Genomic DNA, 12,455 nt, shown 5'->3' with positions numbered 1-12,455 from the left:
CCTCTTATTTCACACATTTTTTCAAGCGTGTAACTAAATCTTGAATGCGGTCACTCTTCATGCGATAGCTTACAGGATTCGCGATTAAACGGGATGAAACTTCGGCAATATGTTCATATTCCACTAAGCCGTTTTCCTTCAGTGTACGACCCGTTGAAACGATATCGACAATGCGATCGGCCAAACCAATCATCGGTGCCAGTTCAATCGATCCGTTCAGTTCAATAATCTCAACCTGTTCGCCGATTCCTTTATAATACTTCATCGCGATATTCGGATACTTCGTCGCAATACGCGGCGCAATTTCGTTAATTGTTGTATTTGGTAAACCTGCTGAAGCGATATAGCATTCGCTGATTTTCAAATCAAGCAGCTCATGGACAGTTCGGCGCTGCTCAAGTAAAACATCTTTACCCGCAATTCCGATATCCGCAACCCCATGCTCGACATAAACCGGTACGTCCATCGGTTTCGCTAAAATAAAGCGAATGTTTTCCTCAGGTATTTCAATCATAAGTTTACGCGACATTTCCACTTCTTCAGGAAGGTTAAAGCCAGCCTCCAGCAGCATTTCATAAGCTTCTTCAAAAATACGGCCTTTTGGCATCGCAATTGTTAGCTGTGTCATTTGTTTACGCCTCCCTGCTATTGTATTCATTAACGATTTTAAAGTGAGCTTTTAATGCCTCGATATTTTCGATGCCTTCGTATGATTGGAAAGTTACTTGCTTTCCTTGTTCACGCAGCAGCTGTACTGCCTCCAGTGCTTCTGCAAAACGCTCAGCTGCGAACAATACAAGCACTTCCTCTTTGTCGACGTTGATTTTCGGCATTGCTTCAAATACACGGTCAACACGTAAACCAAAACCGGTTGCACCGACTTGCGAACCAAAATGCTGCATTAAGCCGTCATAACGTCCGCCATTTCCTAACGGGAATCCGCTGCCTGAAGCAAACACTTCAAATAACATCCCTGTGTAATAACTCATATGACTTGATAATGTGAAATCGAATGCGATGTACTCTTCATAACCTGCAGCATCCAAAATTCTCCCCAAGTTTCGCATATATTCCAGCGCATCATTTTTGCGCACATATTTTTCGATTGCTTCAATTGAAGGAAGGCTGATCGCATCTTCAATATAGGCTAACAGGGCATCGGATTTTGTTTTCGGCAGATCAAATGCCAGTACCGCTTCTTCAAACCCGACAAAATTTCGTTGTACAAGTAGCTCATTTAAATCATCTGCCTGTGCATCACTTTCTGTATAATCCTTTAAAATGCAGCTTAAAACACCTGCATGTCCGATTGTTACTTTGAAATCTGTAATTTGATAGGCCTTTACTAAATCGATGGCCGTCATGATCACTTCTGCATCGGCATATACGGAATTGTCACCAATCAGTTCAATTCCCATTTGATCAAATTCAGCTGGGCGCCCTCCTTCACGCTGTTGCGCACGGAACACATTTGCAAAATAGGCAAGGCGTTGTGGAATTTTCTCTTTCAGTAATTTCGATGTCGCAACACGGGCAATCGGTGTTGTCATATCAGGTCGTAGTACAAGGGTATTTCCTTGGCTATCAACCAATTTAAAAAGTCGTGCGTCGGAAATTGCAGATGCTTTCCCGATCGTATCGTAATATTCAACAGATGGTGTTTTTATAAATTCATAACCGCGCTCACGTAGCAATGTTCGTCCAGTTGAGCGGATTAATTCAAGTTTTTCATAAATTTCCGGTAATGTGTCACGCATTCCAAGTGGCTTTTCAAACATTTTAATCGATGACATTTTCACACATCCTAATTTTTATACTTGGTTAAATTCTGTATACTGCACTTTAGTATACTAGAGTGTTAAATCACTAGTGTATGAAAGTATTTTACTGCTACTTATGGTCGTAGTCAATGGATTCATACAAATATTTAGTTAATTTAATTTTCTGATATATTTTTATATTATACATCATCTTTTACCAAATTCAGTTATGTGGAGGAAAAGACATAAAAAATACCCATCTCCGCGTTAGTTGGAAATGGATATTCTACATTTAATTTTGCCAAACCGGCTTGTCATTCTTTTTCCGTTCTGCCATTTGTTCTGCAGTGAAAATAATGCGCATCGGGTTGCCGCCTGCCATTGCGCCTGCCGGTACGTCCTTATGCACCAATGTCGCCGCAGAAACGATTGCCCCATCTCCAATTTTCACACCCGGTAAAATCGTCGAGTTTGCGCCAACCATAACATTGCTGCCAATTTCGACATCACCGAGACGATATTCTTCGATTAAATATTCATGCGCTAAAATTGTCGTATTAAAGCCGATGATCGAATTATCGCCGACTGTAATACGCTCCGGAAACATGGAATCAGGCATGACCATCAATGCCAATGATGCCTCTTTGCCGATTTTCATTTTTAAAAACGAGCGGTACAGCCAGTTTTTCCATGCCATAACCGGGGTAACCCGTCCAATTTGGATGACAATAAAGCATTTCATCACTTTCCAAAAGGAAACGGTATTATAAACTTTCCATAATGAATTCGCACCCTGAACTTTGTAGCGTTCTGTTCTGCGCATGCCTACTCCCCTTTCACAATATCCAATAAATCACGCATATGATGAAGCATATAAGTCGGCTCATAGGACATTAAATAGTCGACTCCTTTAGCAGACCAAGCAACACCCGCTGTTCGGACACCTGCATTTTTCCCGCCTTCAATATCATGCGAGTTGTCGCCAATCATGATCGCTTCCTCTTTCCCGACACCTAGCTTTTCGAGTGCTAATAGAACTGGTTCCGGATGTGGCTTCACATGCTCCACATCATCAAAACCGACAATGACATCGAAAAACTGTTCCGCACAAAGTACTTTTAAACCGCGGGCAAGACTTTCTCTTGCTTTCGTTGAAACAATCGCCATTTTGATGCCTAAATTGTGGAGCTCTTCCAACGTTTCGACTACTGCATCATAGCTTGTTACTAAACGGTCATGGTTGATTGCGTTCCACTCTTTATATTTCCCGATCATTACATCGGTTTCACCCGGGGTTAATTCGTCAAACGTCTGTTTTAATGACGGACCGATGAATCTTAGGCAGTCTTCTGTCGAATATTGCCCGGGAAATTTTTCGTCAAAAATATACATGAATGTCTGGATGATTAAATCATTTGTATTTAATAATGTGCCGTCAAAATCAAACAGCAATGCTTTTGTTTTCATACTGAAGAATGCCCCTTTTAAAAAACCGCTCGCACTAATGCAAACGGTGTTAACTAGTATTTCCCTAAATGGCGGTGATTTTATTTCAAGAATTATTTCCCTACTTAATAGGGGGTTTATTTCGGTTTATTTCCATTTCAGGTCGGACGCTTTCCGCGGGCACGGCCTGAGCCTGTAGTCTCAGGCGTCGGTGCTCCTGCCGCTTCGCTTTCGTCGCAAAATAAATTTTGCTGTTCCCGCAGGAAACGCAGTTTGTAGCGAAAGGCGTTAGCCGTCAGCTACACTCGCCTCCCCTCCATTCCAATCAACCAGCTTTTTTATTTATTTCGCTTACTTACTTAACTTCTAACAAAAATTACTTCTTTTTGCTCTTCTTATTTTTATTATTATTTTTCGTCGCAGCAGGTTTTTCCTCATCTAAATAGTGGATAACCGGTTTTACTTTCATGCGGCGATAAACAATGGCAATAATGCCGACTGTTATACCGATGATTGAAACGACTTGAGCTGAGCGCAAATCGCCTACTAAGTATAAGCTATCTGTACGTAAGCCTTCGATGTAGAAACGTCCGATTGAATACCAGATTAAATAGAAGAAAAACATTTCGCCGCGTCGCCAGTTTAACTTGCGGGCAAACAGCAAAATGACTAAACCGACTACATTCCATAATGACTCATATAAGAAAGTCGGGTGTACATAGTTTCCGTCTTCACGTATATACATTTGTTCGATCAGCCAGTTCGGTAAGAACAGACCTTCCAAAAATTCTCGTGTTACAGGGCCGCCATAAGCTTCCTGGTTTATGAAGTTGCCCCATCGTCCAATAATTTGACCAACGAGAATACTCGGTGCTGCAATATCGGCCAGTTTTAAGAAGCTCACTTTGCGTTTTTTCGTAAATATGTATGCTGTAATAAACGCACCGATTAATGCACCATGAATCGCAATACCGCCATTCCAAATTTGAATGATACTGCCCGGATGCTGACTATAGTAGTCCCACTTCATCACAACGTAATACACGCGGGCTGACAAGATTGAAATCGGAATTGCCCAAATGAGCAGGTCGGCAAAAAATTCAGGATCTAATCCACGGCGGACCGATTCTTTTTGTGCCAGGAAGTAGGCAACGAGAATCCCGACCCCGATAATGATTCCGTACCAGTTCACCGGTATTGGTCCTAAGTGGAATGCTACCGGATTTATTGCTAATAAATTTGTAACCATAAACTTCTCCCTTCAACTACCTATTAATAATCGTCTATTTCATCATTCGAAACAAGCATATCGTCCAGACGACGTGAAAATTCTTCCGCTGCATTGACGCCCATTTTCTTCAGACGGTAGTTCATCGCAGCTACTTCAATAATTACGGATACATTTCGTCCTGGCTGTACTGGAATTGTCAGCTTCGTTACCTCTGAATCAATAATTTTCATCTTCTCCTCATCCAGCCCTAGACGATCATAAAACTTATCCGGATCCCATGTTTCAAGCTCTATTATTAATGTAATACGCTTGTAGGGACGCACTGCACTTGCACCGAACAGTGTCATAATATCGATGATTCCAATACCGCGAATCTCCAGCAGATGTTCCAATAATGGTGGCGGGAATCCAACTAGCATGTTTTCGCCTTCCTGACGAATTTCCACACTGTCATCTGCAACCAACCGATGCCCTTTTTTTACAAGCTCAAGTGCCGTCTCACTTTTACCGACACCACTTTTCCCAACAATAAGAACCCCAATGCCATATACATCAACGAGCACCCCATGAATGGCAGTTGTCGGAGCAAGCTTACTCTCCAAAAAGTTCGTCAGTCGGCTCGAAAATCTAGTAGTCGTCAGCTTCGTAACGAGCACCGGGACATGATTTTCATTCGATGCATCGATCAGTTCCTGAGGCACGTCCAAACCGCGCGAAATAATAATCGCCGGTGTTTCATCCGAACAAAGCTGCTTCATCCGGCTTCTTTTTTCCTTTTCAGGCAACATTTCAAAAAATGAGAGCTCTGTTTTACCTAACAGCTGAACACGGTCAGCTGGATAATGTGTAAAATAGCCGGCCATTTCCAAACCTGGGCGGGATATATCACTCGTCGTTATGTATCGTCCAACTCCGGCTTCCCCACTGACTAGCTCCAAATTAAACTTTTCCATAACATCTTTCGCAATTACTTGAATCATAAATTTGGTACGCTCCTATCTTCTAGCATCTCCACTGTATTTTATCATGTCTATAACATTTCCAATATATAACGCGCTTAGTTTTTTAAATTATCAATCACATTAATTGGTCATTCGCTGAAAAGGTAAAAAAAGATGAAGCAAATAAAGCTCCATCTTTTTTATGTATAAATTACTTTAATGTGGATAAATATTCTGCAGCTGCTTCCGCCTTTTCGCCTTTAACAATTCCACCAGGCATACGGTCTTTACCATTTAAAATAATATCCAAAATCTCTTCTTCCGAATATTTAGCCCCTAATTGATTCAACGCTGGCGCATTGCCGCCTTGTAATTGACCGCCATGGCATGTTGCGCATGATTGCTGAACAACACTTTTCCCGTCGATTTCAGCTGTTTCGCCGTTTGAAGCCGAATCATCTCCACCGCATGCAGCAAGAAAAATTGCTGAACCGAAAACTAATGTAAGTAAACTCTTTTTCATTCTGAACCCCTCCAAAAATGAACTTTTATTCCACTACTGATTATAACAAACTTATACTTTTTTGAAACCTTCGCCTAGCACTTCATAGGCGTCCGAAACGATGACAAATGCTTGAGGATCAACGGTTTTCAATACTTGTTTCAACCTTGTGAACTCTGTTTGATAAACAACGACCATTAATACCGGGCGCTCCTCACCTGTATACCCGCCAAATGCCGGAAGCCTAGTAATCCCGCGATTGATCTCTTTATAAATCGCATCGCGCACATCCGTTTCTTTTTGTGTAATAATGTAAACCATTTTTGATTGGCTAAAACCAAGCTGTACAATATCAATCGTTTTTGTCGTGACATATAGACCAATTAACGCATACAGTCCTTTTTCCAGGTCAAATACAATTGCCGCACTAACCGCGATCAGGCCATCGATGAACAGTACACTTGTCCCTAATGTTAAACCTGTATATTTTGTAATAATTTGAGCAAGTAAATCCGTACCGCCAGTTGAAGCATTCCCTTTAAAAACAAGTCCTATCCCTAAACCGACTACAATCCCGCCAAAGATAGCCCCTAATAACGGGTTCAGTGTCCAAGGATCCCAGCTCTCAGTTAATATAACGAAGAAAGGAAGAGCAATCGTACCAATAAAGGATTTAATCCCGAATTTTTTTCCTAGTACAAGCACGCCTGCGATAAATAAAGGAATATTGAATGCATACTGAACAATCCCGGCATTCCACCCGAACATACCATGCAGGATTGTACTGATCCCGCTTACTCCGCCGGATGCGACCTGGTTTGGAAATAAAAACACATTAAAGCCGAACGCAATGACTGCTGCGCCGACAATGACAAATACATATTCCATTACACTGCTTTTCACTGAACTCTGTGAGCTATATGTCATACAAATCCTCGCTTCTTTTGTAAATTCCATTGAATTATAACAAATCCTACATTAAATGAGAACTTCATCTAACTAAAGGAAAAGCGCCCCATAAAAGGACGCATTCTCTTCTGCTTTTTATTGGATTATTAATGCCTCGTCAACCCATACTGTCACTTCTTCATACATCGGTAAAAGCCCGTCGACAGGTATGTTTAATTGCCGGGATAAAGGAATAATGCCTTCCCAGTCCAATTTACTTAAAGCGGTAGCAAACTGTAAATACGGCGTCATCTCCGTATGTTCACCTGAGATTGTTTCCAAAATCGTTTCCGATAGCGGCAACTGCGTAACGATTGCACTCATCGGCCGTTTCAGTAAAGAATCAATCAATGAAAACAGACCGACTAAAAAATACTCCGAGAAATTCTTTTTGTAATTCAGGCGGGCAATTTTTTCACACGCTTTTGCTCTGAACAAGGATGCATACATTAACTCCTGAAATACGTCTTTATTTCGATTCACGTCGGATTCACGCATCGCCAGTAAATATATCCATCTTCGCAACTCCGTTAACCCTAGTAATAAGATGGCCTGCTTAATCGAGCGAACTTTCGTTTTCGAACGTCTTGACGAACCATTGATTAATTTGAGCAACCGGTAGGATAATGAAATTTCCCGTTCGATATTGTTCGCCAATACATCAATATTTGCTTCATCATCCCGCAACAACGAGATGATCTGGAAATACTGAAACAGGTTTGCCGGTATATCGGTAGCCGTCAGTATTTGCGGTTTTTCAAAGAAATAGCCCTGAAATAAAAAATAACCGGATTCTTTGGCCATTTCATACTGCTCACGCGTCTCTACTTTTTCTGCCAATAGTTTAATATGAGGAAATTTCATTTTAATAGTATTTTCAATTGCCACTCTCTCATTTTCACCTGTATGTAAAAAATCGATTTTAATATAATCAATGTACCGAAAGAGCTCATCATAAATCAGCACTTCTTTATTCATAACAAAATCATCAAGTGCAATTTTATTTCCCGCGTTCTTTAATTGTTTGAGCCGTTCGATTAACGCGATTGTTATCGGAATATCTTCCAATATTTCAATGACAATTTGTTCCTCCTCAATAATATCCAAGGATTCCTGCATAATCAGGTTTTCCGTAAAATTAATGAATAACGGCTTTCCATTCGCTATTTCTTTAATGCCAATCGAAAGAAATGAATTGATGATCAGCTCAACGGTTGCTTTATCTGCATCAATATTCGGAAACTGGTTGGTGTAATTATTTCGATACAACAACTCATATGCTACGATTTCTTCATGTTTGTTAAATATAGGTTGTCGCCCAACAAATACTTCCATTTTGTAAATTCCCCAATACTCGTTTATTTTCTCTCTATTTATTATGAAAATTGCTGTTATTTTGCAATTTTCCAATGTACTATAAAACTAGATTAACAAAATTCAAGGAGGCAGTAAATGTGAACACTGTAAAATACGAGCAAAAAGACTTTATTGCATATGTAACACTTGATCGCCCCGATATGTTAAACGCTTTTAACTATGAAATGTTGGAACAATTACGCAATGTTATTGAATCCATTCAAATCCACCCGGATATTCGTCTTGTCATCATTACAGGATCTGGTGATAAAGCCTTTTCGGTTGGTGCGGACTTAAAAGAACGTAAAACATTGCCGGATACACTTGTGAAACGCAACTTAAACCGGTTCGGGGAAGTATTTTCCCTCATTGAGCAATTACCGCAACCGACGATTTGTGTATTAAACGGATATGCCTTTGGTGGCGGACTTGAGCTTGCACTTGCTTGCGATTTCCGTATTGCTGCCGAAACCGTTTCACTAGGCTTAACGGAAACAGGCTTAGGCATTATTCCGGGAGCTGGCGGAACACAGCGATTGCCGCGCTTAATCGGTGAAGCGAAAGCATTGGAGCTCATTTTGACTGCAAAACGGATGACTGCACATGAAGCACTTGACTATGGTGTCGTTACGAAAGTGGCACCGGTCGAAAGTTTACATGAAGTGACAGCCGACTTTGCCGCACTTATTTTACGCAATGCGCCAATTGCGATACAGCAAGCTAAATTTGCTGTAAAACAAGGGATGAAAACAGATATTCAAACGGGTCTTCAAATCGAACGAAAAGCATACGAACTGACAATCCCTACTGAAGACCGCATTGAAGCACTGAATGCCTTTGCCGAGAAAAGAACCCCACAGTTTAAAGGAAGATAATTAACTAAAGAAATAGACTACCGCCCAACAATAAACTGCCGAAAGGGCAAGAACGTAGATTAATCAACAATCTTGCCCTTCTAATATGTGTTCAAATATTTGATTAGTATTCTTCTGCATTTTGATACCGCTCATACTCATCCAGATCGTAGCCGTATTTTGTTGCATAAATTAAACCCTTTTCCAGCAGGCTTTCACTGTATGATGTGTCAACGTTAAAATACTTTGCCAAATCTACAAATTCAGCCGGATTATTAATGAATGGCTCATACATTTCAAATACATCCTTCGCTTTATCTAATTGATCTGTTGCTATATAAGCATCAATGAGTGCCAATGAAACAAAAGGTGTATACACATTAAGTTTACCGTGCTCCTCATTTAATGCTTCAGCATACTGAATAAATCCTTCATGATTGCCTTGTAAATTTGTCGCTTCACGTATGTAACTTCGGTTAATTTCAAAGTTGTGATGAAATGTATCATACGGCTCGTCAATTAGGCGCGTCCACGCCTCCTGGAATGAAGTCTTTGCCGTTTGTTCCATCAAGTCTTTTAAAATATGTTTTCCGTATTTCTCTATTAAATACATAGTGCCGTAAAAGCCTTGAATATAAATCGTATTACTATTTACCCCTTGCTCTGTCTCTAGTTGCGGGAATGGCAGTACAGTAAACATCGGTCCGTATTTCACCAGCACATGATCCATTAATTCATATTCAAACGTTAACGCTACCCCTTCATCCAGCCATTTCGGTATTTCTGTCGCCTCAATACCTAATGCATTTATATATTCCCAAAATAAGTGATGACTATATTCATGCGCAATTGTCGGTACTAAATCGCCTGTAAATTGTCCATCAACTGCAATGGCTTTTACAGTTGGATTGTATATACCTAAATTATTTTCCCCTAAATATAAATTATAAATTCGGTTTTCAGGCAGCGATACAAATAGGTCGACCTTCTCCGGATTGATGACATCAAACAGTAATGATGCACGATCCGTCACTTTATTGAGACTATCTTCTACTTCATTTACATCAACCGCTACATTTTTATTAAGAAGCACATCGACATCTTCCAATTTTAGTTCCGTATAATCTTCTCTATATGAAAAGATTAATTTAGAAGGTAAATGTGGGTTCAAAACTAAAAAAATACACCCTAAAATGATGATAAATAAAATAAATCCTGTAATTTTGGTGGCTTTTGATAAGCGCAAAATATTCCCCCTCTCTTACTATTTGTAAAATAGCCAACTATCTAAAAAATAGATAGTTGGCTACTCATCTTAACTTCTATTATAAATACTTCTCAAACCAGCCTGTAATTTGCTCAAGTCGTTCTAATCGCAAGTTCGGGATACCTGTACGTGATAAGTTATGGTCACATTCAGGGAAACGGACGAAACCGACTTCTTTGCCCATTTTCTTAAGTGTAATATAAAGTTGCTCTGCCTGCTCAATCGGGCAGCGGAAATCACGTTCACTGTGCAAAATAAGGAGTGGTGTTTCCACATTAGCCGCATATTTTAATGGTGAATGGTACCACAGTTTTTCCACATCATTCATATCTGCGAGCATTTGCCATTCCGAGAAATAATAACCGATATCCGATACGCCGTAGAAGCTGATCCAGTTTGAAATTGAACGTTGGGTAACAGCTGCTTTAAAGCGATTCGTATGACCAACAACCCAGTTCGTCATAAAGCCGCCATAGCTTCCACCAGTAATCCCTAAACGTGACTCATCGATCCATGCATAGTTTTCCAGTGCATAATCAACACCAGCCATAATATCTTCATAGTCCCCATCACCATAATTACCGCGTACACCATCAACAAATTCCTGGCTGTAGCCATGACTGCCTCGTGGGTTCACATAAAGCACACCATACCCTTTCGCCGCCAATAGCTGCATCTCATGGAAAAACGTATTCGCATATAAAGTATGCGGTCCGCCGTGTACTTCAACAATTAATGGATATTTTTCTCCTTCTGTATACTGTGCAGGCTTCATAATCCAGCCATGTACAGTCAAACCATCTTTTGATGTATACGAAATCGCTTCCGGTTCTGACAGCGTAGTCTCATTTAAAAACTTTTCGTTAAATGTTGTTAACTGCTTGCGCTCACCTGTTGTAATATCAATGTCAAACAGCTCCCCAGGGAATGTCCCATTGGATACCGTCAATAATGCACGGTTGCCGTTTTTAAAGATTGCATAGCCGTATACATGCTCATTTTCCGGTGACGCAGGGTAAAGTGCGCCCTCCAATGTTGCATAATATAAGCGGATATCCCCTTCAGAAGATACTTGGAAATACAAATCATTGTTTTCCGTCCATACTACAGATGGAGCTGATACATCTTGCTGAATATCCGCAACCGCATAGTCGCCAACCGGCAAGTCCAGCATTTCCGTCAGCTTTTGTGTTGTTTTCGTTTCTGTATCATAAATATAAACATGGCCATGTGTAGCATTTCTGAATGAATGATCCGAACCGCCAAATGCAATGTAGCGGTCATCAAATGAAAACTCAGCACCGCCAAAGTAGCCATCTTCATCTATTAGAACTGTTTCTGCTTTCGTATCTACATCAACAAGGTATAGCGGTGTACGGAATACATTATCCGTATTTTCTTCACGGTTCACACCGATTACCAATGTTTTCCCGTCATGTGAAATGCCTTGTAAGCTATGTGAAAAATCGCCTTCTGTAAATGTACTTACTTCTTTCGTCGCTAAATCAACAGCAGCAATTTGTGTATAGCGGTTCTGTTTTAATAAACCTACACTGTCTGCTTTGTATTTCATTTTATCCACGACAAAGGCTTTCGGGAATTTCGTGTCTTCCTTTTCTTCCTCTTTCGTAATATCCAGCCCTTTTTTAATAGTGCTCGTAATCCAAACCTTTTCACCACATGGACTCCATAAAAATGAATTGACGCCGTTTGGTAGTGTCGTCATTTCCTGTGCTTCCCCGCCACGGCGGTTTAATATGTATAGTTGCTGTTTTTCATTGCGTTTCACTAAAAATGCGACTTGTTTGCCATCTGGTGACCACTCGGGACTCGTCACACGTTCATTGCCGTAAGTCCATTGCGTTGTTTCCCCAGATTCCAAGTCGATATGGAACAAATGGGCATTGTAATTATTTTCTTCTTTATTGATCTCTGTACGAATAAATACCGCCTCTTGCTCATTTGGCGCAAGTACCGGATTTGTAATGGATTGAATTTCGAATAAGCTTTCTTTTGTAATATACTTCGTCATTAAAACACCTCTTCATTTATTTCGATTCCCGTAATAATAATGTACCATCTTTTATTTGAAATTTCAAAATATAAATATATAAGATATAAGTTTAAATCCTCTTCTCAAAGAGCTTCTT

12 protein-coding genes are annotated in these 12,455 nt (G+C 40.3%); 1 reads left to right on the top strand and 11 read right to left on the bottom strand.

Annotation, left to right across the window (positions count from 1 at the left end):
- Positions 1-4: 4 nt before the first annotated feature.
- The 9 genes from hisG to ACQKN3_RS16665 all read right to left on the bottom strand — a co-directional run bounded on the left by hisG (position 5) and on the right by ACQKN3_RS16665 (position 8,163).
- Positions 5-628 carry an ATP phosphoribosyltransferase gene (gene hisG, locus ACQKN3_RS16705; RefSeq protein WP_079524445.1) on the bottom strand — a complete coding sequence of 208 codons (624 nt, stop codon included), beginning with the start codon at positions 626-628 and terminating at the stop codon, positions 5-7.
- Between the two features lie 4 nt (positions 629-632).
- The gene (locus ACQKN3_RS16700) at positions 633-1,793 is read right to left on the bottom strand and encodes an ATP phosphoribosyltransferase regulatory subunit (protein WP_427713399.1); all 1,161 of its coding nucleotides are present in this window, start codon (positions 1,791-1,793) and stop codon (positions 633-635) included.
- A 259-nt stretch (positions 1,794-2,052) separates the two neighbouring features.
- A complete protein-coding gene (locus ACQKN3_RS16695; protein WP_251690342.1) occupies positions 2,053-2,583 on the bottom strand; it encodes an acyltransferase in 531 nt (176 codons plus the stop codon).
- Positions 2,584-2,585: 2 nt separating this feature from the next.
- Positions 2,586-3,227: a pyrophosphatase PpaX gene (gene ppaX, locus ACQKN3_RS16690; RefSeq protein ID WP_251690343.1), complete on the bottom strand. Its 642-nt coding sequence runs from the start codon at positions 3,225-3,227 to the stop codon at positions 2,586-2,588.
- Positions 3,228-3,582: 355 nt separating this feature from the next.
- The gene (gene lgt, locus ACQKN3_RS16685; protein ID WP_427713395.1) at positions 3,583-4,455 is read right to left on the bottom strand and encodes a prolipoprotein diacylglyceryl transferase; all 873 of its coding nucleotides are present in this window, start codon (positions 4,453-4,455) and stop codon (positions 3,583-3,585) included.
- Between the two features lie 23 nt (positions 4,456-4,478).
- On the bottom strand, positions 4,479-5,417 hold the full coding sequence (hprK, locus tag ACQKN3_RS16680; protein WP_251690346.1) for an HPr(Ser) kinase/phosphatase: 939 nt from the start codon (positions 5,415-5,417) through the stop codon (positions 4,479-4,481).
- Positions 5,418-5,589: 172 nt separating this feature from the next.
- Positions 5,590-5,901: a cytochrome c551 gene (gene cccB / locus ACQKN3_RS16675; protein ID WP_014822762.1), complete on the bottom strand. Its 312-nt coding sequence runs from the start codon at positions 5,899-5,901 to the stop codon at positions 5,590-5,592.
- Positions 5,902-5,952: 51 nt separating this feature from the next.
- Positions 5,953-6,807 carry a YitT family protein gene (locus tag ACQKN3_RS16670; protein ID WP_251690347.1) on the bottom strand — a complete coding sequence of 285 codons (855 nt, stop codon included), beginning with the start codon at positions 6,805-6,807 and terminating at the stop codon, positions 5,953-5,955.
- A gap of 117 nt (positions 6,808-6,924) precedes the next feature.
- Positions 6,925-8,163, bottom strand: coding sequence for an EAL and HDOD domain-containing protein (locus ACQKN3_RS16665; protein ID WP_427713390.1), 1,239 nt, complete (start codon positions 8,161-8,163; stop codon positions 6,925-6,927).
- 119 nt (positions 8,164-8,282) lie between these two features.
- Here ACQKN3_RS16665 and ACQKN3_RS16660 point away from each other — a divergent pair, with 119 nt between their 5' ends.
- Positions 8,283-9,059, top strand: a complete 777-nt coding sequence (locus ACQKN3_RS16660; RefSeq protein ID WP_251690350.1) for an enoyl-CoA hydratase-related protein — start codon at positions 8,283-8,285, stop codon at positions 9,057-9,059.
- A gap of 103 nt (positions 9,060-9,162) precedes the next feature.
- On the opposite strand, the gene ACQKN3_RS16655 is transcribed toward ACQKN3_RS16660, so the two are convergent.
- Together ACQKN3_RS16655 and ACQKN3_RS16650 are read right to left on the bottom strand one after the other, a co-directional pair.
- On the bottom strand, positions 9,163-10,284 hold the full coding sequence (locus ACQKN3_RS16655) for a hypothetical protein (protein WP_427713386.1): 1,122 nt from the start codon (positions 10,282-10,284) through the stop codon (positions 9,163-9,165).
- 79 nt (positions 10,285-10,363) lie between these two features.
- Positions 10,364-12,337 (bottom strand): S9 family peptidase, encoded by a 1,974-nt coding sequence (locus ACQKN3_RS16650; protein ID WP_427713384.1) that lies wholly within the window; start codon positions 12,335-12,337, stop codon positions 10,364-10,366.
- Between the last annotated feature and the right edge of the window lie 118 nt (positions 12,338-12,455).

Source organism: Solibacillus sp. NPDC093137 (assembly GCF_050280445.1).
Classification (GTDB): domain Bacteria; phylum Bacillota; class Bacilli; order Bacillales_A; family Planococcaceae; genus Solibacillus; species Solibacillus isronensis_B.
The sequence above is the reverse complement of the archived record's forward strand: the minus strand, read 5'-3'. Positions and strand labels throughout refer to the sequence as shown.

Coding starts and splice junctions, on each gene's coding strand:
- hisG (WP_079524445.1), bottom strand. CDS start 628: ATGACACAGCTAACAATTGCGATGCCAAAAGGCCGTATTTTTGAAGAA.
- ACQKN3_RS16700 (WP_427713399.1), bottom strand. CDS start 1,793: ATGTCATCGATTAAAATGTTTGAAAAGCCACTTGGAATGCGTGACACA.
- ACQKN3_RS16695 (WP_251690342.1), bottom strand. CDS start 2,583: ATGCGCAGAACAGAACGCTACAAAGTTCAGGGTGCGAATTCATTATGG.
- ppaX (WP_251690343.1), bottom strand. CDS start 3,227: ATGAAAACAAAAGCATTGCTGTTTGATTTTGACGGCACATTATTAAAT.
- lgt (WP_427713395.1), bottom strand. CDS start 4,455: ATGGTTACAAATTTATTAGCAATAAATCCGGTAGCATTCCACTTAGGA.
- hprK (WP_251690346.1), bottom strand. CDS start 5,417: ATGATTCAAGTAATTGCGAAAGATGTTATGGAAAAGTTTAATTTGGAG.
- cccB (WP_014822762.1), bottom strand. CDS start 5,901: ATGAAAAAGAGTTTACTTACATTAGTTTTCGGTTCAGCAATTTTTCTT.
- ACQKN3_RS16670 (WP_251690347.1), bottom strand. CDS start 6,807: ATGACATATAGCTCACAGAGTTCAGTGAAAAGCAGTGTAATGGAATAT.
- ACQKN3_RS16665 (WP_427713390.1), bottom strand. CDS start 8,163: ATGGAAGTATTTGTTGGGCGACAACCTATATTTAACAAACATGAAGAA.
- ACQKN3_RS16650 (WP_427713384.1), bottom strand. CDS start 12,337: ATGACGAAGTATATTACAAAAGAAAGCTTATTCGAAATTCAATCCATT.